Raw genomic sequence first — 20,733 nt, forward strand, 5'->3', positions numbered from 1 at the left:
CTCCTGTTCACATCGTCAGCCAATCCGCGATAGGTCCAAGTACAAGCACTGGCAGGAATGTCAATGCACCGACGAGTACGACCGTACCGAGGAAAACTGTACCGAATAGTGGGGTATCTGTTTTAAACGAAAATTCATCTTGCGGAACAGCTGGTTTTGCTTTCAGTGATCCGGCAATCGCAAGCATCAGAGTCAACGGAATGTAACGACCAAAGAATAAGGCAAATGAAGTCGCGACATTCCAGTAGACATTCGCGTCACCGAGCCCTTCAAAACCGGAACCATTGTTGGCGGTAGCCGAAGTGAACTCATACAAGACTTGTGACAGACCATGGTAGCCGGGATTTGAAATCGCTCCGACACCCGGTGCCACGTACATTGAAACTGCTGTTCCGACGAGAATCAGAAACGGCGGAACGAGTAAGGTAATCGCCATCAGCTTGACTTCAAACGTCTCGAGCTTTTTGCCAAGGAAGGTCGGTGTCCGCCCGATTAACAGTCCGGTCAGGAAGACTGCGACGAATGCATACAACAACACGTTCAGGAAACCGGCTCCTGTTCCGCCGTAAACGACGTTCAGCATCATGTTTCCCAGTTGAATCAATCCGGCAAGCGGATGAAGCGAATCATGCATCGCATTGACCGCACCGGTTTCAGCCGCTGTCGTAATCGAGCTGTATAATGCTGTCCCAATCTGTCCGAAGCGAAGCTCTTGACCATGTGCGGTCGGATTTGCGAGGAGACTGCCCGCCATGCCGAACGTCATTATGACAAACAAGATCGTCATCACGCCGAGGAACAGGCGGCCCTGCTTGGCCGAGCCGATGATTTTTCCGTAAGCGACCGGAAGTGACATTGGAATCAGCAGCATCAAAAACATCTGAATGAAGTTGACGTATTGATTCGGGTTCTCAAACGGATGCGCTCCGTTCGCTCCGAAGAATCCGGCGCCGTTGTTCCCGAGCTGTTTGATGACTTCAAACGCAGCGACCGGTCCGCGGTAAATCAACTGTTTGGCGCCTTCGAGTGTCGTCACGGTCACCGCTCCGCCAAACGTCTGCGGAACGCCGAGCAGGATCAGCAACAATCCAAACAGGAAGGACACCGGAATTAAGATCCGGAGAATAAAACGAACGAAATCCGCATAAAAATTTCCAAGCGGCTGATTCGCCAGTCCGCGGATAACGGCGATACAGACCGTAAAGGCCATCGTCGGTGCGACGAACAACATCGTACCGAGGACAAATGTCTGGGACAGATACGATAACGCTTCACCGGAGTAGTGCTGTTGATCGGTATTCGTCATGAAGCTGATCGTCGTATGCAGAGCAGTCGACCAATCCAGATTGACGGCTCCATTCGGATTCAGCGGCAAACTCCCTTGAAAACGCAGTAACAGGTATCCTCCGACAAAAAACAGCAAGTTGACGAGTAACAGACTTTTCGAATACCCGACCCACGACTGGTCTTGTTTTCGTTCATCGACACCGAGCAGCAACAACAAACGCCGCTCCAGCTTTCCAATCCAGTCAGTCTTTCGAATACCTACAGGTGCAAAGACCGTTCCGATGTACCGCCCAAGCAAAACGGCTGCTCCGAGTGCGATGACCAGTAAAATCCAAAATTGAAGTAAAAATTGAGTCCACATGATTTGTTTCTCCTATGCGATTAGAATTTTTCCGGATAAATTAAACAATAGCTCAGATACAAAAAGACAAGACAACCGACCGCCAATAAAAACCATGTCATTTCCGGTCACCTGCCCGCCATTGAATCCGTTCAATCAGACCGATCATCAAAAACGAGCTTCCGAAAAAGAAGACGAATAAAAGAATGCTCCAAATATCCCCCATGTTGAAATTACCTCCATATTATTCAATATTTTTACAATTAAACACGACAAAAAGACGATGCGAGGCAGTAACGGCCCCAGCATCGCCTTAAAAAATGGCAGCACTGAATAAGAGTCGTTCCCTCCTAAAACGCCTGCGAGGTTAGCTGTCGGATTCGGGCATACCTAGGATTTTGCCCTACTTCTCTTGTCTGAGAAGATTCACCCCGTGTCACGTGTCGTGACGGTTGGGTCCCCCGCTTCAATCATGAACTCGGCGTACTTTGAGATCGAAGCATTAACATGTTAGTGTTCGTTGATGAGATGGATATTACTCCGATTATTTGACGTTGTAAATAGAATTTCTAAAAAAAATATAGTCAGACTTTTTGATGACTTATTTTATAAAAATAGTGTTTTTCAGCCTATGCTATAGACGAAAAAAAACCGCAGAAACCGATTCCTTCATCTGAATGGAAACATTCCTTCAGCAGGAAATCGGACTGCGGTTTTTTTGAATCAACACCGGTTATGATTGCTCATTCAGTTTGGCCTGGACCGTCAAAGGAGCTAGCATCGTCACCCACAGGGCGACCACTCCAGAAACAAGAATCACAATATCACGTTCGAATCCGAGGGTCAGCAGTGTCACAACACTTGCGACCAAGACGAGACAAAGCGTCGCGATCATGACAAAACGCGATTGTTTCAACATCTTTCTCATGTGGCATCTCTCCTTTCCTTCCAAAGTCTTTTGTACTTTATCAAATATCGGTACGATTCAGGGCGGCTGACACCGGATTGTGAAGGGATTGTCATCTTGATAACCGTCATTCAGGCGAAAGCCGGAGGCATTTGCTACACTGGGATTAAGACCATAAGGGGGAATTCAGATATGTTACAGGAGCAGACATTTCAACGGATCGACGGTACGGAAGCGACGTTAAAAGATTATCCGGGACAAGCTTGGCTGATCGTCAATACAGCGAGTAAATGCGGCTTGACACCCCAGTTTGAAGGACTGGAACAACTTCATCAGGACTACCGGAAACAAGGACTCGTCGTCCTCGGTTTCCCCTGTAACCAGTTCGCCGGACAGGATCCGGGAACAGACGAAGAAATCCAGAGTTTTTGCCAAATGAACTACGGCGTGACGTTCCCTGTCTTCTCAAAAATCGAAGTCAACGGGGAAGGGACACATCCGTTGTTCGCAGAACTGAAAGCACTTGCCCCGAACACGACGGGCGAGCAGGATGTCGAATGGAACTTCACGAAATTTTTAGTGACGCGTGACGGGGAAGTCACACGATTCGCACCAAAAACTAATCCGACAGATCTTGTCGCAGCTATCGAACGGATTGTCGTTCCGGTTTAAGATCGATTCGTACGAAGCACATCTTTCCATCAAACAGACAAACGGGGGAGTGGATTTAACATCCGTTCCCCCGTTTTTTTCTATTTTCTTTTTGCTGATCCAACGTAACTCATGGTGTCCCCGGATCCAAATGCCCTTTAATCATTTCTTCCGCCAACACTTTTACATCTTCGACGTCGCGCATTTCCGTAAACGGATGTCCCCAGACATCTAGCCATTCGATTTCTTCAATCGGCTGGGTCCGGAAACGTTTGCCGGTCGGCTCAAATGATCCGGCAGCCGTTGATTCGAAGGCGGCGTACTTCAGCAACCACGGTTTATCAAGCAACAGTTTTGTCGTCTGCTTCGGATTTTTGAACATGACATCGCCGACCAGAACAACAGGATCAAATCGTTCATGAAGCGGATGCGTGTATTGAACGGACACAATCAGAGCATGATTCAACACTTTTTCATTTTGACGTGTGTAAGACCGGGTCAAAAAATGCGGGACAAGCGATTCGGCGCTGTCCTTGGTCTGATGAATACTGATGCCGTGTTCTGTCTGGACGACATCCGGTAAAGTCGGTTCGTATCCCCGGTTGGCGAGTTGTTGATCGAGCTCCTTGAATAATAATAAGGTATGTTCGACGAGTGCACGGACTTGTCGAAATGACAGTTGAATCGACTGATTGATCATGAGGTTGACCTGCCTTCCAATTGATAGAGTAATATAGTTTCTTTTACCCTAAGCCCTATCCGTTCATACCTGTTCCTTTCAACTATTCACCTGATTTTAAAAGAATTCACCTGTCTCGCACTGCCGGCAACCTTCGGACGATTTGTTCAGCACGCCGCGTTAAACGTTGTTTCGTCACGAACGGATCAAGCGTCTTTTCTTCATCCGGATCATGAATCACTTCGCAAATCCATGCCTGTTCCATCCTTTCCGTCACTTCACCCGCAAGGACGATACAAGGAACGTCCGCCTGATCCGCTAATGCTATGACCTTTGCCGGGAGCTTCCCCATTGCGGTCTGACGATCGACCCGCCCTTCCCCCGTCCAGACATAATCGGCTCGTTCGATTCGTCCCTGCGCATGGATCATCCGTAAGATAAAAGCGGCACCCGATTCGATTGAAGCACCAAGCGCGTACGCCGCTCCGCCGAGACCGCCGGCCGCCCCTGCTCCTTTGATTTGATTGATATGCAGCCGGTGTCCGATTTCCTTTAACCGTCCATCCAGTAAAACAATTTCCGATGCAGTCAATCCTTTTTGCGGTCCGAAGACGGACGCGGCTCCCAGTTCACCGGCATATGGAGCCGTGACGTCTGCCAAGACATGTAAGGGAACGGACATGGCTGGAAGACGGAGGTATTTTGTTTCCATCAACGGGTTTGTTTGCCACGCAATCGGTGCCCCGGTTTCTGTCATTAAGTCAGCCCCCAGCTCTGCCAAGAAACCAAGTCCGCCATCGGTCGTCGCCGTACCGCCCAAAGCCAAAAATACGTCAGATACACCCGTCGTCAACACCTGCCGGACGAGACGACCGACGCCCCGTGTATGCACCGAAAAGACCTCATCTTCCGGTCGTTTCAAGTGAAGTCCGCAGACGCTTGCCGCCTCGATGACGGCAATCCGGTCTTTTTGCGCATAGGCCACGTCAATCGGACGACCGGCTAAATCGATTGTTGCAGCCCAGATTTTTTCAAAGCCGTTGGCGAATAATGTATCAATCGTTCCCTCTCCGCCGTCTGCGACCGGACTCCAGTCAATCGTCGCATCAGGATCAGCATGCAGGATGCCCCGTTCAATGGCACGCGCTGCATCTTCCGAGCCGATACAGCCTTTAAAGCTGTCGATACAGATGAAATGATGCATCTTGATTGCCTCCCCTTACTTGTCTTTAATTTGACCATCCAAAAAAAAGAAAATATGATATGATAATTGTCATGCACACGACACGTTCTGTTTGTTTTCGCCGTCGAAAACAGACGATTTTTTATGAGGAGGTTCTACCCCGTGAGTCTTTCCAAGACATTATTACGAATGGCACGATTCGGAAAAACGATTTTGCCAGCACCGAAAAAAAATAGCCCAGCCCGATCAAAATTTAAACAGTCCCTTCAATTGGAATCTACATTCCAAGAACAGACCATCTCAGGAGAGCTTTCTGACACGACAGTAGCGGTCGAAGCCTTACTCGTTCGCGATCGTCTTTTGAACGAAGTCATCGTACTGCCTAACACGCACAGTTCAGGAGGACATCAATTTTCTTTTTCGTTGACGCATGACATACTTCCTGCCCTTGTTGATCGTGTCCTTGAAAATAAGGAACTGACTGAACAGGAACAACCGGCTCTTCCGGAAACGACCGAAGATGCGTTGGAAAACCTGGAGACGGATGCTTCTGACGACATAAAGGAAGAAGAAACAGCATTGCCTTCCGGACGTTTTTCGCTTTGGCTCAAGTTCTCGAAAAACACCGCCGATTTCCGACCGGCGACGCTCGAAAAGTGGGAAGCAAAAGGCTTACCAAGTCGTGCGACGTTGACAGAGGATCGTTTCACACGCGAGATTATTCTCGGCCGGTTCTCAGACACGCGGATTGCCGCGCCTTTAAAACCTTTGCTCGATTCGGAGTTTCAACATACAGCCCATCTGTATACGGATTTAAAAGGCAATCTTCGTCTGTTATTAAATAAGGAACCAAAGGTCAAACCAAAAATGCAGATTGATGCGATCGATTCCCCCGTCGCCGATCAAACGGAAATCAAAGGGAAAATCTTTACCCGGCATGCCTTTATCAGCAAAGGAACGTTACAGCTCGTGCACCGCGAGACGGGTGAGCAAATTCCGGTCCCGATTGATTGGGTATACGACAATGCCCGGAGTGCCGAAAAATTCGGTCTCTACCGCTATACGTACCGGACTGTCATCGACTGGACACATCTGCACCGGGAGCATCGAGTCTTACAGGAAGGCATTTATGACGCCTTCGTTGCCCTTGATTACTACCATCGTTCTGCTCAAACTTTGCTTCGTCTCGGACGGGCCCGTTACATCACCCGTCAATTGACACCGGAAACACGGGGTCAAGGAGACGAAACGACGATGCATATCATCCCGTACTTTACGGTCGGACATCGGAATCTTTCGTTTGAAATGACAGAATTCACGAATGACAACTATACGTATTTGAATCATATGATGAAGTTTGCTCCGCTCTATCGACTGTTCGCTGAAAAGAACACATGGCTTGTCGGCGAACGTCCTTATAAAGCACAAGACAACGGTTATCATTTCTTTAAATACATGCGCGAGACGTATCCGGATCGCCCAGTTTATTATGTGATTGATCCTGAGTCCAATGAATATTCGCAAGTCGAACAGTTGGGACATGCATTGCCGTTTAAATCAAAAGAACATATCTATCATGCCTTGATGGCGAAAAAAGTCATCGGGACGCACCATGCGGAATACCTGTATCCGCTCCGCTCGGAAGCATTCAAACGGAAGATGAAGGCGGACCGGATCTTTATTCAGCACGGTGTCCTCGGGACAAAAAACATGGACAATCAGTACGGGAAGTTTGCACCGGCATTCGATACGGATTTATTCCTCGTCAGTTCAGAGCGCGAAAAACGCCTTGTAACTCAGGACATGGGCTATCCGGAACGTGAAGTCCGAATTACCGGCCTGTCCCGCTTTGATGCTTTGCTTGCCAAAGACGTTGAAGTGAAACGACAAATGTTAATCATCCCGACATGGCGTTCTTGGTTACAGACACCACTCCAATTCTTTGAATCGGAGTACTACCGCCAGTACCAGACTTTGTTGACCAGTGAACGGTTACACCGATTCGCGGAGGAACATCACCTCGAAATCGTCTTCTGTCTGCACCCGAACATGCAACAATATACAAGTCACTTTGAAGACTTGCCGATCACGGTCATCCATCAGGGTGAACGCGATGTTCAAGGATTGATGAAGGAAAGTCTGCTGCTCGTGACGGATTACTCGAGTGTCGCGTTCGACTTCAGTTTCTTGAATCGTCCGGTCCACTACTTCCAGTTTGACCCGGTCCGCTTCATCGGACCAAAGGGATCTTATTTGGATCTGGAACAGGAATTACCGGGACCGATCTCATCGACACTGGAAGAGTTGTTTGATGATCTCGATGCGACGGCAGCCCGTTCGTTTTCAATGGCACCGGAATATCAGGCACGTGCCGCTGCTTTCCTGCAGCCCGTCGAATCGTCGTATTCGGAAAAAATTCTCCAAACGATCGTTGACTTTAAAAAGACCCGTAACTGGATTGAACAAATTCAGACAGCGGAAGCGGCTAACATTTTGTTCCGTCTTTACCGCCGGAGCCGGTTCTATTTCCCGTCGATGAAGCTCGCATATCGTCTTATGCAAAAACTGCCCGTCGATCCGAAACTCGTTGTGTTTGAAAGCGGACTCGGGAAACAGTATTCTGACAGCCCGCGTTATATCTATGAAGAATTAAAACGACGTAATCTCGATTATAAAGTCGTCTGGGTCTACCATAAGCGTCTGTATCTCGGGGATCCGAATGCCAAAGTCATTAAACGTCTGTCACCTGCTTACTTCTATTACCTGGCGACAGCGAAGTTTTGGGTCAACAACCAGAACTTCCCGCATTACTTCACACGCCGGAAAGAGACGACCTATATTCAGACGTGGCACGGCACACCGCTCAAGAAGATGTTGTTCGATTTGGACGAGATTCACGGACGGGATGAAGGGTATGTCGACCGGGTGACGAACTCGATCAATCAGTGGAGCGTCTTATTGTCTCCGAGTGCTTATGCCTCGACGATCTTCAAGAGTGCTTTCCGGTATGATGGACCGATTTTTGAATCCGGTTATCCGCGGAATGACTTGTTCTTCTCGAACAATCAGCCAAAGACCATCGAGAGCATCCGGACGAAACTCCAATTGTCGGATGATAAGAAAGTCATTTTATATGCTCCGACTTTCCGTGATCATCAGTCGCTCGGAAACGGAAAGTTCTTCTTTGACTATCCGTTCGATTTCGACCGTGTCGCGGAAGCACTCGGTGACGAATACGTCTTCCTGATCCGGACGCACGTTCTTGTGACGAAGAAACCGCGGATTCCTGCTGAACACCGGGAACGTTTCATCGATGTCACGAGTTATCCGGATATTCAGGAACTCTACTTGATCACGGATTTATTGATCACCGACTATTCGTCCGTGTTCTTTGATTTCGCGAACATGAACCGCCCGATGTTCTTTTATGCGTACGATCTCGATCTATACCGCGATACATTACGCGGCTTCTATCTTGACTACTACAAGGACTTACCGGGACCGATTCTCGAGACCGAAGATGCTTTCGTTGAAGCCTTGGCCAACATCCCGCAGTTGACGAGCGACTACCGGTCACGACTCGATGCTTTCCGGGAATCCTATTGTGCGATGGAAGACGGGTCGGCGGCATCACGTGTCGTTGACACCTACTTTGCAGAAGATACACTTGAAATGACCGAGCAGTCGGACGGCAGTTATTCCGTTTAAGAGCTTATGTTTTTAAGATTCCTTCCACACGCGTGGAAGGAATCTTTTTTCTGATCTGACGAAAAACCATCGGCTTCAACCAATTGCTTTTTGATTTGATTTCCAATTAATGTTATTCTAAATTAGAATTTCAAAAATATTATTTTCTGTAAAAAATAATGTGTCATATCAATTAGGAGGGATGGTTCATGGAACGTTGTTCACTTTGCGGAACACCATTGGAAACAGAAGCGACAGCATGTTCCTACTGCAAACATCCTGTCCTCAAAAAACGACAATTCGATGAGGAATCATCTGTCACACCCGTCAAGTCCAGCCGTTACGTCTTATCTTTTATTATCGTTTTTGCAATTGCAGTCGGAGCGATCGGGACGTGGTACGCTTTGACGCAAACCGACTCGACCCACACGACGCTGGCTGCACCCGTCCAGGCCCTGTCCTTGTCGGACTGGTCTGACGAGACCTCTGCTTACAATCAAACCTATTCGTCGGAAAATCCTCCGGCCTCTTACGATATCCTGAAGTTCGTCCGCCAATATACACAAACGGTTCCGGAAACGGCCAATTATTCCAAAACGACGGATACACTGGAAACATTCTCTGCGATCCAGTTTGCGACCTTGGATGCCTTCCAGTCAGAAGTAGATGCCTTACGGACGATTCATGCCGCTTCCGACAGCCCGGTTCCGCCGCGCCTCCAAACCGTTGATTTTAAACGGTTCGTCTCAAAAGGGGATTCCTATCAGGTCAGAACGGTCGAAACCTATCAACTGCCTGTCAATCAACAGCTCGTCACGTACGATGTCCGCTACAACGTCCGGTTACATACGGATCATCTGCAAATCACCCACATCGTCCGGATGGAGGTGGACGCATGAGAATTGTCATTCTGCTTCTGTTCTGTAGTTTGTTGATGGGATGTTCGCAGGAACCGTCGCGTATCCAGGACGAGCTGGACCTCGGACAATACACACAGGCGGTCGATCAATCGTCCCGTCAAGATCCGATGCATGATGCGGCTCAGTTGATGGTGCGGCTCGAAACGCAGTTCGCGAGTTACCGTTTTGAAGACAGCATCACTACTGCAAGAACGATTGAAAAGTTACCATTGCCTCAGGATAATCCGATCCGCCTGCGTGCGAAGTCGATTCAGCTGAGTGCTGAAGCGATGCTCGATCGTTTGAAACAGGCAGCGGGCACTTATCAAATCGAGCGCAGCATCCTCGATGATGGGCAGGAAGAAACAACCTTCCCGGCCACGGGTCAGCTCCACGTCTCGTTCGGCCAACCGCATACGTTGCTCGCGACGGTTCAGTATCAGGACTTTGGAACGCCCGATGCTCCGCGAAGTGATACGGAGACCGTCCGCTTCGAACCAGATTTATCAGCCCGTCTCGCCCTCTCCGAAGGACTCGTCAGTTATGTCTTCAGCCGCGCGGGTCTGACCTTAACTTTCGAAGGTCCAGGCGGAAAACGGATCTATCAATTAAAAAAAGTCGATTAACACAAAAAAGCGACCGCGTTCTCTCGATGATCGAAGAGGACACGGTCGTTTTTTGCTGTCTCAACTGCCTTAAAGTGCGTCCAACCGTTTCACGATTTCCACACAAAGCTCATGGGTTGCCAAGCTGTCTTTTCCCGTGACGGACGCTGACGGATGACCATGGACGGTCTCGATGAAGGCATCGACCATCTCGACGAATCCGCGGCGTCGCAGGGTCGGTTCCCAGTTATCGAGCGGCAGGCGTAACGTACCGGCTTTCGTCAACCGTTCCACCGACGTCACATCTGTCGCAATCCGTTTTTCGTTCGGTCCCATCACTTCGACGCGTTCTTCCGTCACGCCGTTATTCCGGTTCATGATACCGATCGCGGTGATACCGTTCGATTCGAATTGAATCGTCACGTGATGCAGCAATCCGTCGACTTTCTTACCGCGGACCTGCAACTGTTCGATTTCGCCTCGACCGGTCAGAAAACGGAGTGTATCCGCGACATGGACGAAATCATCAAAGATGAACGTCTTGGCATCTTCGATAAAGGACGTCCGGTTTTTTTGCATGACGACCAGATTCGGTTCTTCGACTTCAAGTAACGTCCGGTGGGCGGATGCAAACCGGCGATTGAAGCCGGTGATGAAATGCAGACCTTGTTCTTCCGCCTGTTCTGTCAATGCCCGGACTTCATCGACTTCGAGCGAGACCGGTTTATCAATGTAAAGATGGACGCCGGCTGCCAGTAACTGTTTTGCCTGTTCCGCGTGGACTTTCGTCGCCGAGTGAATCATCGCGACTTGAATCCCTTCCCGAATGACATCATCCAGGGAAGACAACGTTCCGGCAAACCGGTAAGCGTTCCGCAACCGTTCTGCCTTCTCCTGATCCGTCGAGACAAGATAGACTTCCAGGTCTGTCCGCTCTGCATAGACCGGTAAATACGCCTTTTGGGCGATATCGCCTAAACCAATTACTGCTATTTTCATCTGATTTCCTCCTTGAACCTGTCTTTTGCTCTCATTCCCTATGTTAGCCGGTTTCATGCGCTTCGTGTAGGGAAACTATTTTTTTGAAAAAGAAGATAATTTCCTTTTTTTGTTTTATGATAAGAACATATTTTGCAAAAGGAGGGAATGAGTTTTTTATGAAATCATTATTCAGGATTGGTTTGACACTCGTCCTGCTTCTTACCTTATGTCTCCCGGCCCTGCCTGCTCAAGCAGCAAGCTATCAGGTCATCGTCACGTCGACGATTGGGGCAAACATCCGGTCGAAGCCAAGCACAAGTTCATCTGCAACCATTACCCGTCGTGCCCCGTACAAAGCTAAGTTTACCGCTGTGTCTTATTCGAACGGTTGGTACAAGATCAAGGACGGAGGCGCCTATCGTTACCTGTCGAATCAGGTCGCGAAAAAAGTCGGATCCAGCTCCGTCAAGACATATAAGATTATCGTTTACTCGACGGCAGGCGCGAATGTCCGGACGTCACCAAGTACGGCCTCTTCTAAAAATATCAAACGGCATGCTACATATAAATCAAAGTTCAACGCTGTTTCCTATTCGAATGGCTGGTATAAGGTCAAAGGGAAAACGAACTACTATTATGTCTCGAACCAGGTCGCGAAAAAGCTGACGACAAGTTCGCCGGCTCCGGCAAGCGGCAGCTATCCGGTCGCATCGATGCGTTACTTCAAACTCGGTTCGTCCGGCTATGAACTGACGAAAGAAAGTTTTGCCCGCCGTTATCCGGCCAGTACGACGAAGTTACTGACGGCAATCGTCGCTTATGACGCGGCGGCACAAAAAGGAACGCTCGATCAGACCTTTACGTTGACGTACTCGATGTTAGCCGTTCCCTCCGGCAGCAGCACCGCCGGTTTCCGTTCAGGCGACAAAGTCACGATGCGCCAACTGTTAAACGGGATGTTGATCCGCTCCGGCAACGATGCTGCGAAAGCGATCGCCGTCCGGACTGCCGGTTCGGAATCGAAGTTCGTTTCGCTCATGAACAGCCGTGCGAGCCGCATCGGTATGTCGGCCAGTCATTTCATGAATCCGCACGGCTTCTATCATCCAAGCCACTATACGACGGCAGCGGATATGCAGAAGCTTGCCAATACGTATGCGAATTACAGTTATCTGATGACGGTCAGCGGACGTAAATCGTTCCAGACGACCGTTAAAGGACCTTATGCCCGGACGTTGACGTGGTATCATACGAACACGTCACTTCCAGGCGACACACGTGTTTATGCGAGCAAGACCGGTTATACGCCGGAGTCTGCCTATACACGCGTCTTCTTCATCAAAAAAGGATCGACACGTTACGGTCTCGTTACGTTAAAAGGAACACTTCCGCAAACCGAAACGACATTACGTTCCGTCCTCAACCGTTAAGACCAGACTCTCGGATTCGCTTTCTGCTGAAAGTGATATCCGGAGTCTTTTTTTGTTATTTCCACCTGAAAAATTTCACTTGCAATGGAAGCGAATTCATCATATGGTGGAAGTAACAATCAGACGTCTGACGTCTTAATGGAGGAATTCACGTGGGAAATGTAAGTTTGTTATTCGGAGGCGTCGCCCTCTTTTTAAATAGTCTGTCGCTGTTCGGGAAAGTCGATTTGAAGAGCGCCGGTCTTTTTAGTTTGTTGACCGGTTTATTGCAGACCTTCATCGCGACTTGGCTCGTCATCGGGGCAGCCGGTGATCCGGCGCTGACGTTCGGGTATGCGAGCATTTATTTATTCGCCTTTACGTACCTGTATGTCGGCATCACGTTTTTGTTTGGTCTCGACGGCAGCGGTGTCGGCTGGTTCTCATTGTTCGTCGCCATCTCTGCGCTTTTTTATGCCGGTGTCAGCTTCAGTACCGGTGACATCATCGGCGGTGCGACGTGGTTATTCTGGGTCATCCTCTGGGGACTGTTTTTCCTCGGGATGGGATTGAATATGAGCCTCGATGCGCTGACGGCTCGTGTCGCGATCGTCCTCAGCTGGTTGACGCTCATCGTGCCTGCCCTTGTCGGTCTCCGGTTCGGGACGACAGGTGCCAACTACCAGCTCATCTGGAGTGCAGCCGCCATCATGACGGTCTTATATTTCATCTATGCGGCTGTGAAGTTTCTCCCTGTCCGTACAATCGTCCGTTCAAAAAACTAAAAAGCTTCGTTTATTCCGACTCAGACGTCAAGGGGCTGACTCAAAAGTCAGATTCTACAAAGAGAAGGGTGGCAGAATTGGAATCTGCCACCCTTTTCGCGTTAAAAAAGAAACACTCTTTTCACGCGACTCCTACAGGAAAAAGCGCATGTTGCGCTGTCAGAGACAAATAAGACCCGGGTTTCTGCCTGATTCAGGCAGGAAAACTGGCTTGTGTCTCGCCTGAGGAAAAGGCGTGAAAGAATGAGTGTTTCTTTTTTGAGTCAGCCCCTTTTCTCGTCTAACAAGAATTACGCTTTTCTCAGTTGCTGAACCATCACTTCAGTTCCTGTTGCAACTCGGTCTCGACCTGTTTCAGCGAAGCCGCTGTCGGATGCCAGTAGTAGATGTGATCCGATTCGATGCCGCCGCTTCCTTCAAGCGACAAGGTCTCGACCTGTTTTAGACTGTCCCGGTAATCGGTCGCAAGCTTCCGGACGACCGGGAACGGGATATCGGTTTTGACGTTTTGACCGAGTGCCGTCAACACATCGTTAAACCGCGTCAAGGAGAAATCAGCCGTCAGTTTATCGGCGACGGCCTGAACGACTTGCCGTTGCCGGATTTGTCGTCCGAAGTCGCCCCGCGGATCATCATGACGCATCCGGGCATAGGCGAGCGCTTCCTTCCCGTTCAGTGAGACTGGACCTTTCGGGAACTGCATCTCGTAATAAGAGAAATCAGTATCGTTTTTAACCGTTACGCCATCAACGGCATCGACTAAATCGGTGAATCCTTTAAGATTGATTTCCGCGAAATAGTCGATTCGCAGATCCAAGAGATGCTCGACCGTATCCCGTGCCATTTCCGGACCTCCGAAGGCATAGGCATGATTGATTTTATCGTTCGAACCGACACCGATGATTTCTGTCTTCAAATCGCGCGGGATGCTCAGCATCTTGCTTTCCCCGGTTGCTGGATTAACGGTGACGACGATGATCGTATCACTCCGTCCGGCTTCGTTTCCCCGCTGATCGACACCGAGCAATAAAAACGACAATGCCTTTTGTTGATTGGCCAGTTTGGTTTTCGAGGCTTTTGCCGGTTGAGACGGCGTCGTCGCCTCGACATGTGTCGGATCCGTCACCTCCGCCTGCTTGCTCGTCTGGTGATCCGCCTGTTGGATGTACCCACCTGATCCGAAAAAAACGAGTAACCCGATACCAACCACTGTTATGATCAGCCACGTCCATTTTTTCATCACGATATCCCCTTTTCTTTCGGATCAAGTCGATTTACGATTGCTCGTCGGAGACGATCATCACCGCATTGCTCCAACTGCCGAACAAGGCTGTGATGACACCGATGCTCGGTGCCTCCCGTCCCTCACTGAATCGTTGATAATGAGCAATCGTCAAGCCATCCATTTCAGCTGCTGCTTCCCGTAAAATGCGTAAAACCTCTTCTTCTGTCCAGCGTTTGCGTGGTTGTTCAATCCCGATGATCTCCAGGGCATTGCTCCACGATCCGTAACGTCTCGCAATCGTCGCCACCGTCGGCCGGTTTTTGCCCGCTGCCCACTTCGTATAAGTCTGGCTCGTCAGGACGGATAACGTCTCTTGTGCTTCGAGTAACGATTCGATGATCCGGCGCTCCATCTCCTGCACCCGTTCCTTTAAGATCTCTGCTTCCGATAATGCCTGCTGCCACGAGTTGAATTGATGGACGATATCGGTCAAGCTCGGCGCCTGATGTTGCTGAGCCCATTCACGGTATGTCGCACTCGTGAAGGGTTCCAGTTCCTCCTTTGCGGCCCGTAAGGCCTCGATGATATCCGACTTGGTGAAGGCTACCCGGACGTTACCGATACCGGCCCGTTCGAGAGCGATCTGCCATGATCCGAATAAAATCAGGATTTCCGCGACGCTTGGATACTGGGTATTCAGTTGCCAGCGAAAGTAGGTATTTGCCGTCAGTTCATTTTTCCCGTTAGCAGCGAGACGGAGTGCTTCAATCGCTTCCTCCAAATCGCTCATCACGATGTCTCCCTCCCACACATTCATAACTGAACATTTCGTCGAACATCTTCAACGAGTCCCTGGCGAACAAAACGAATGACCAGTGCTTGATCCGTAAAGCTCATTTGCGAAGCAGACGGTAAACAGATCCCTTCCTCGAATAGACGGCGGCTGACATCCTCTTCATTCGCCGTGACATAAGGCACATCCCGGTAAACGGGTTGAAGGTGCATCGGTTTCCAGGCCGGACGCGCCTCGATGTTTTTTTGCTGCAACTGCTGAATCAATGTATCCCGTTGTGCCGTGCCTCCCGGTAACGTCAGTGCCGTCAGCCAACGGTTCGCGCGGCTTCCTTCGATTTCCTGCTGGTAATGTGAGACGTCGACCGTCTCAAAGGCCCGGACATACCGCTCGAAAATGGTCCGCCGTGCTTCGACCCGCTCTTCAATCACTTCCAGCTGGCCGCGTCCGATTCCGGCAGAGACATTGCTCATCCGGTAATTGAAGCCGACTTCCGTATGCTCATAATGTAAGACGGGCTGACGGGCTTGTGTCGCGAGATAAAAGGCCCGTTCGATCAGGCCGGTGTCATTTGAGACCAACATGCCCCCGCCCGACGTCGTGATAATTTTATTGCCGTTAAACGAATAGATGCCGAATGTTCCGAACGTGCCTGTCATCCGACCGTTGATCGTCGACCCGAGTGATTCTGCCGCGTCCTCGATCAGCGGTACATCATACTCCTCACAGATGGCGGCAATCTCTTCGATCTTCGCGACAACGCCGTACAGATGGACGACGATGACGGCTTTCGGCAGGCGTCCCCGGGTCGCGGCTTGAATCATCGCCCGTCGCAGTGCTGCCGGTGACATGTTCCACGTCTCCGGTTCGGAATCAATCAAAACCGGCCGTGCACCGACATAACGGATCGGATTTGTCGAAGCGATGAAAGTCAACGACTGACAGAAGACATCATCTCCGGCCGTCACGCCGAGTGTCGCCAGTGCCAAATGGATGGCGGCTGTCCCGCTGCTCGTCGCGAGTGTCGCAACGGAACCGCTGTATGTTTTCATTGCTGCTTCGAAGGCTTCGACATTCGGACCGAGCGGCGCAATCCAGTTCGTTTCCAAAGCTTCCGTGACATAACGCATTTCCTGACCACTGAGATGTGGGATCGATAACGGGATGTGTTTCATGATGACTGCTACCCCCTTGGTGACAGTTGGCGGACAGGTGTCCGGTAGACCGGAAACCAGTCCTGTGACGACAGGACGTTGTGTGCGAGGTGCTGTTCGGATAGTTGACGGTACAGTAAAGGGTGAAGCACCGATGTGCCGAGCGTGAATGAGGTCTGACGATTGCTGAAGGAACGTTTGTAGGCGAGCAGGCTGTCGTCTTCGTTTCGTGTCGTTCCGCCTCCGAGATGCAGGGCTGTTTTTCCGAGTGCTTTGGCACGGCGGATCATTTCCGCAAACAGAAGATGATTCGGGCGGGCGGACAGTTCTGCCGGATCGGATGCGCCGAGATGATAGTGCGCAAACTGTTGACCGTAGAGAACGATACAGCCGGCGATGATTTTCCCTTCCCGTTCGGCGACCAGTAACTCCGCCGGCAGCCGCCCGTCATGAAACTGGCGAAAGTAGTGATCGGTAAAGTAATAACGGGCATCGGCCTGATGTTTGTCCATCGTCAGCCGGTAAAGTTGGATGAACTTGGCATACTCGTTTTGTCCGGCGACCCGGACCGTCACGTCTTCCCGGACGGCTTTTTTGATGTTGCGCCGCGTCATCGAAGAGAACTGACTTTCAATCGTCTCGAACGGTTCGGTCAAATCGACCGTCACCGTCTGTTGCAGGACGGTCGTCGTTTCACACCAGCTTCGTCCGAGCTCATCATTTTCGAGGAGCGGATGAAACCGGATCGTTTCGCTGACAATCCGTTCCGCCTGACAATACTCGAGAAAGTGCTGCCGGATGTCCTCGATTTGATCGCTCGACCAAAGTCCGACAAAGATCGGTCCGCCGTATCCGTATGGCGTCGTCAAATCCTGAAACGGTGTCCCGGTGATCCGGCGTTTCAAGTACGGATAAATCAGAATCCCGAACTCCGAAGGATGAACGTACATCTCCGGCACGGCTTCCGGTTCTTGGGCCAGTTTAAAGTAAGCGTACTCATAATAACAATCGAGTCCGTACCGGGCGACGAGCGCATCCCATTCCAACGGATCGTGAATCAGCCGTTCATTGCTTAGCGACATCATGAGGGACACCCCCGTCAAGGCCTTTAAATTCGCCCATACCTGTCTGGTGATCGGTCGAGTTCCCTTCTGACGAGATGACGATTTTGACCGTCTTCCAAAGAATATAAAGATCTATCCGGAATGTATGATTCGCAGCATACCACTGATCCTGTTCCAACCGTTGCTGCCACGTCGTTGCGTTTCGTCCGTGGATTTGGGCCCAGCCGGTCAGACCGGGCAGGACGTCATGCCGGGTCATCTGTTCTTTCGTGTAATGGTTCAAATAGCTGACGAGCAACGGACGTGGTCCGACGAAACTCATCTGCCCCCGCAGGATATTAAAGAACTGGGGAATTTCATCGAGACTCAGACGGCGGATCCATTCAACCGACTTTGGAATCCGGTCGGCGTCCGGCAACAGCTTTCCGGCCGCATCGGTTTCGTTCGACATCGTCCGGAACTTATAGATCTTAAACAGTTCACCTTTATACCCCGGACGGACTTGATTGAAGAAAAGCGGCCGTCCGAGCTTCGTGTAGATGAATAAGGCGACGAAGGCGTAGACCGGCAACAGGACGATGATGGCGAGTAGACTGACAGTGAAATCGAATGTCCGTTTCATGATGACGTCCTCCTTCTCATAAGTTCGAAAAGAGATTGAGTTGCCGCTTGATGACATCTGCTTCGTTAAAGTGTTTCATCGCCCGTTCGAATCCGGCCCGCCCCATCTCGGACGCGACGTCCGGCTGTTCGACCAGATCGAGCATCCGTCGGGCCAGTTGTGTTTCGTCCTGTACTTCGACCAGGTAACCGGTCTTGCCGTCGACGACTTCTTCCCGGCAGCCGCGGATATTTGTCGCAATGACCGGTTTTGCCGTCGCCATCGCTTCGATGATCGAACGTGGAACCCCCTCGCGATGCGACGGTAAGACAAACGCATCGACTTGGTGCAACAGTTCCGGGACATCTTCGACGAACCCGAGGTAATCGATGTTCGGAATCTCTCGGATCCGTTTGCGGAACGTGTGTTTCGTCGTCTGATCGCGTTCACTTTCCATCATTTCACCGGCGATCACCAGCCGGACGTCCGGCTGAACTGAAACGACTTGTTCAAAAGCGTTCAGCAGTTCGAGAATCCCTTTTTCCTCGACAATCCGACCGATGAATAAAAACGTAAACGGTCCGGTCGTTTGGCGGGGCCGGGGATAGAACCGGGTCAAATCAATCCCGTTTCCGAGATGCATCAGCCGCGTCGTATTTTTGAACCGTTTGCGGTTCGCCAGTTCGTAGTCTTCCTGACTTTGGAGCAACAGATAATCGGTCGCGAACCGGGCCAGCCACTTCTCGACCGAATACGTCAGCTGATACGTGACGCGTCCCATCTTTTCGTGAAAATAGAACCCGTGCGCCGTATAGACGATGTGTTTTGTGCCGGCCCGCTTCGCTGCGACCCGACCGAGGGCCGCCGCGACCGGCGTATGCACATGCACGGCATCATATTGTTCGTCTTTTAAAATCTGGACGATCGAGCGGATCGTCTTCCAGTTGCTTGTCCAGTCGATTTTCCGTTCGATCGGGATGTCGTGCATCGTGAAACCTTGCGCCGCGAGTTTTGCGGCCGCTCCGGTATCGGCACAGGCAATGCCGACGTCATGTCCGGCATTTTGCAAGGCGAGCAGCAATGGTTGTAACATCGTCTCGGCGGTCGTATCCAGCGCGCAGACCTGAAGGATTTTTAAAGTCGCCATAAATGCACTCCTTCCGGTTTTTCCGACGGTGTCAGCATCCCTTTGATATCGATGACGATGCCGCGTCCGACTTTGAGCAGGTGTTGCGCAAGCAGCCAGTTGCCTTCAACATACTCTTCATGCGAGACAGCGAAGATGACGACGTCGGCGGGTTTCAGGTCGGCGAGATCAACAAGATCGATGCCGTATTCACGTTTCGCGTCCCCTTTTTCGACGAGCCGGTCCGTCACTTGGACTTCGATGCCGAACTCTTCGATCTCCTTGACGAGGTTCGCGACTTTCGAGTTCCGGATGTCGCTGACGTTTTCCTTGAACGATAGACCAAGCACCGTTACCCGGGCACCGAGCACCGGCATGTTTTGTTTGATTAGATTCTTAACGAGCGACGTCGCGATGAAGCGTCCCATCGTATCGTTGATCCGGCGTCCGGCGAGGATGACTTCCGGATGATAACCAAGCGACTCGGCTTTCATCGTCAAGTAGAACGGGTCGACCCCGATGCAGTGACCGCCGACGAGGCCCGGTCGGAACGGCAGGAAGTTCCATTTTGTTCCGGCAGCCTCGAGGACCTCGAGCGTATCGATGTTCATCCGGTCGAAGATGATCGCCAGTTCGTTCATCAAGGCGATGTTCAGGTCGCGTTGTGTATTCTCGATGATTTTAGCGGCTTCGGCGACTTTGATCGAAGATGCCCGGTGGACGCCGGCTTCGACGACCGCTTCGTAAACTTCCGCGACGATATCAAGCGTTTCTTCGTTTTGTGCGGAAACAATTTTTTTGATTGTCTTGAACGTATGCTCATGATCGCCGGGATTGATTCGTTCCGGCGAGTAGCCGACGAAGAAGTCGACCCCGGCCTTCAGACCGGATGCTTCTTCGAGGACCGGAATACAATCTTCTTCCGTTGCTCCCGGGTAGACGGTCGACTCGTAGACGACGATGTCCCCTTTGTTCAACTGACGTCCGACAAGATGGGAAGCACGCAGGAGCGGCGTCAAATCTGGTTGATTTTGCGCATTGATCGGTGTCGGAACGGCGATGATGATGAAATCGCTCGCACCGAGTGCTGTTGCGTCCGTCACGTATTCGACGTCGGCATTTTTCAGGACGAACGGACTGAGTTCGAGCGTCGCATCAATGCCCTCTTTCAGTTCAGCGACGCGCTGTTCTTTGATGTCAAAGCCGACGACTTCCGTTTTTTCGCCAAAGGCGACGGCGACGGGAAGACCAACATATCCGAGACCGACGACGGCAATCGAACGGTTGGCGATGGGGAGTGATCGTGTTTCGGCTGCTGTCGTATCTACGATGTGTTTGACTGCCTTGTTCATGATGG

Annotated in this window: 19 protein-coding genes and 1 riboswitch; of the genes, 6 read left to right on the forward strand and 13 right to left on the reverse strand. The window is 50.8% G+C overall.

Going from position 1 to position 20,733, the window contains the following annotated elements; translation table 11 throughout:
* Positions 1 to 7: 7 nt before the first annotated feature.
* The 3 genes from kdpA to ABIC15_RS04090 form a co-directional block, all read right to left on the reverse strand.
* Positions 8 to 1,648, reverse strand: coding sequence for a potassium-transporting ATPase subunit KdpA (kdpA, locus tag ABIC15_RS04080; RefSeq protein ID WP_354019785.1), 1,641 nt, complete (start codon positions 1,646 to 1,648; stop codon positions 8 to 10).
* A gap of 20 nt (positions 1,649 to 1,668) precedes the next feature.
* On the reverse strand, positions 1,669 to 1,749 hold the full coding sequence (locus ABIC15_RS04085; RefSeq protein WP_214849975.1) for a potassium-transporting ATPase subunit F: 81 nt from the start codon (positions 1,747 to 1,749) through the stop codon (positions 1,669 to 1,671).
* A gap of 219 nt (positions 1,750 to 1,968) precedes the next feature.
* A riboswitch (cyclic di-AMP (ydaO/yuaA leader) is annotated at positions 1,969 to 2,121 on the reverse strand.
* A 239-nt stretch (positions 2,122 to 2,360) separates the two neighbouring features.
* A complete protein-coding gene (locus ABIC15_RS04090) occupies positions 2,361 to 2,555 on the reverse strand; it encodes a hypothetical protein (protein ID WP_012371418.1) in 195 nt (64 codons plus the stop codon).
* A gap of 171 nt (positions 2,556 to 2,726) precedes the next feature.
* On the opposite strand from ABIC15_RS04090, the gene ABIC15_RS04095 reads away from it, so the two are divergent.
* Complete coding sequence (locus ABIC15_RS04095) at positions 2,727 to 3,206, forward strand: glutathione peroxidase (RefSeq protein WP_026827448.1); 480 nt, start codon at positions 2,727 to 2,729, stop codon at positions 3,204 to 3,206.
* A gap of 109 nt (positions 3,207 to 3,315) precedes the next feature.
* On the opposite strand, the gene ABIC15_RS04100 is transcribed toward ABIC15_RS04095, so the two are convergent.
* On the reverse strand, positions 3,316 to 3,885 hold the full coding sequence (locus ABIC15_RS04100) for a hypothetical protein (RefSeq protein ID WP_012371420.1): 570 nt from the start codon (positions 3,883 to 3,885) through the stop codon (positions 3,316 to 3,318).
* A 106-nt stretch (positions 3,886 to 3,991) separates the two neighbouring features.
* Positions 3,992 to 5,068 (reverse strand): glycerate kinase family protein, encoded by a 1,077-nt coding sequence (locus ABIC15_RS04105; RefSeq protein WP_354019786.1) that lies wholly within the window; start codon positions 5,066 to 5,068, stop codon positions 3,992 to 3,994.
* 141 nt (positions 5,069 to 5,209) lie between these two features.
* On the opposite strand from ABIC15_RS04105, the gene ABIC15_RS04110 reads away from it, so the two are divergent.
* The 3 genes from ABIC15_RS04110 to ABIC15_RS04120 all read left to right on the forward strand — a co-directional run bounded on the left by ABIC15_RS04110 (position 5,210) and on the right by ABIC15_RS04120 (position 10,259).
* Entirely contained in the window at positions 5,210 to 8,755 is a 3,546-nt protein-coding gene (locus tag ABIC15_RS04110; RefSeq protein WP_354019787.1) for a CDP-glycerol glycerophosphotransferase family protein, read from the forward strand.
* Between the two features lie 188 nt (positions 8,756 to 8,943).
* Entirely contained in the window at positions 8,944 to 9,633 is a 690-nt protein-coding gene (locus ABIC15_RS04115; RefSeq protein WP_354019788.1) for a zinc ribbon domain-containing protein, read from the forward strand.
* Complete coding sequence (locus ABIC15_RS04120) at positions 9,630 to 10,259, forward strand: hypothetical protein (protein WP_214849696.1); 630 nt, start codon at positions 9,630 to 9,632, stop codon at positions 10,257 to 10,259. The genes ABIC15_RS04115 and ABIC15_RS04120 overlap by 4 nt, the downstream gene beginning before the upstream one ends.
* A 69-nt stretch (positions 10,260 to 10,328) precedes the next feature.
* Here ABIC15_RS04120 and ABIC15_RS04125 read toward each other — a convergent pair whose 3' ends face one another.
* Complete coding sequence (locus tag ABIC15_RS04125; protein WP_354019789.1) at positions 10,329 to 11,237, reverse strand: Gfo/Idh/MocA family protein; 909 nt, start codon at positions 11,235 to 11,237, stop codon at positions 10,329 to 10,331.
* 158 nt (positions 11,238 to 11,395) lie between these two features.
* Here ABIC15_RS04125 and ABIC15_RS04130 point away from each other — a divergent pair, with 158 nt between their 5' ends.
* Together ABIC15_RS04130 and ABIC15_RS04135 are read left to right on the forward strand one after the other, a co-directional pair.
* Positions 11,396 to 12,649 (forward strand): SH3 domain-containing protein, encoded by a 1,254-nt coding sequence (locus ABIC15_RS04130; RefSeq protein WP_290827841.1) that lies wholly within the window; start codon positions 11,396 to 11,398, stop codon positions 12,647 to 12,649.
* Between the two features lie 152 nt (positions 12,650 to 12,801).
* Positions 12,802 to 13,413, forward strand: coding sequence for an AmiS/UreI family transporter (locus ABIC15_RS04135; RefSeq protein ID WP_012371427.1), 612 nt, complete (start codon positions 12,802 to 12,804; stop codon positions 13,411 to 13,413).
* A 316-nt stretch (positions 13,414 to 13,729) separates the two neighbouring features.
* Here ABIC15_RS04135 and ABIC15_RS04140 read toward each other — a convergent pair whose 3' ends face one another.
* Genes ABIC15_RS04140 through ABIC15_RS04170 form a run of 7 tightly spaced genes read right to left on the reverse strand, consistent with a single transcriptional unit; the run spans position 13,730 to position 20,728 of the window.
* Positions 13,730 to 14,653 carry an LCP family glycopolymer transferase gene (locus ABIC15_RS04140; protein ID WP_354019790.1) on the reverse strand — a complete coding sequence of 308 codons (924 nt, stop codon included), beginning with the start codon at positions 14,651 to 14,653 and terminating at the stop codon, positions 13,730 to 13,732.
* Positions 14,654 to 14,687: 34 nt separating this feature from the next.
* Positions 14,688 to 15,428 carry a hypothetical protein gene (locus ABIC15_RS04145; RefSeq protein WP_214849979.1) on the reverse strand — a complete coding sequence of 247 codons (741 nt, stop codon included), beginning with the start codon at positions 15,426 to 15,428 and terminating at the stop codon, positions 14,688 to 14,690.
* Positions 15,429 to 15,451: 23 nt separating this feature from the next.
* Positions 15,452 to 16,606: an aminotransferase class I/II-fold pyridoxal phosphate-dependent enzyme gene (locus ABIC15_RS04150; RefSeq protein WP_354019791.1), complete on the reverse strand. Its 1,155-nt coding sequence runs from the start codon at positions 16,604 to 16,606 to the stop codon at positions 15,452 to 15,454.
* Positions 16,607 to 16,614: 8 nt separating this feature from the next.
* Positions 16,615 to 17,670: a lipid II:glycine glycyltransferase FemX gene (locus tag ABIC15_RS04155; protein ID WP_354019792.1), complete on the reverse strand. Its 1,056-nt coding sequence runs from the start codon at positions 17,668 to 17,670 to the stop codon at positions 16,615 to 16,617.
* Positions 17,651 to 18,271: a sugar transferase gene (locus ABIC15_RS04160; RefSeq protein ID WP_354019793.1), complete on the reverse strand. Its 621-nt coding sequence runs from the start codon at positions 18,269 to 18,271 to the stop codon at positions 17,651 to 17,653. Before ABIC15_RS04160 ends, ABIC15_RS04155 begins: the two co-directional genes overlap by 20 nt.
* 16 nt (positions 18,272 to 18,287) lie before the next feature.
* Positions 18,288 to 19,397: a glycosyltransferase family 4 protein gene (locus ABIC15_RS04165; RefSeq protein ID WP_290827853.1), complete on the reverse strand. Its 1,110-nt coding sequence runs from the start codon at positions 19,395 to 19,397 to the stop codon at positions 18,288 to 18,290.
* Positions 19,385 to 20,728 carry a nucleotide sugar dehydrogenase gene (locus tag ABIC15_RS04170; RefSeq protein ID WP_131502323.1) on the reverse strand — a complete coding sequence of 448 codons (1,344 nt, stop codon included), beginning with the start codon at positions 20,726 to 20,728 and terminating at the stop codon, positions 19,385 to 19,387. Before ABIC15_RS04170 ends, ABIC15_RS04165 begins: the two co-directional genes overlap by 13 nt.
* Positions 20,729 to 20,733 lie beyond the last annotated feature (5 nt).

It is taken from the genome of Exiguobacterium sp. PvP048, from assembly GCF_040549175.1.
GTDB lineage: Bacteria > Bacillota > Bacilli > Exiguobacteriales > Exiguobacteriaceae > Exiguobacterium_A > Exiguobacterium_A artemiae.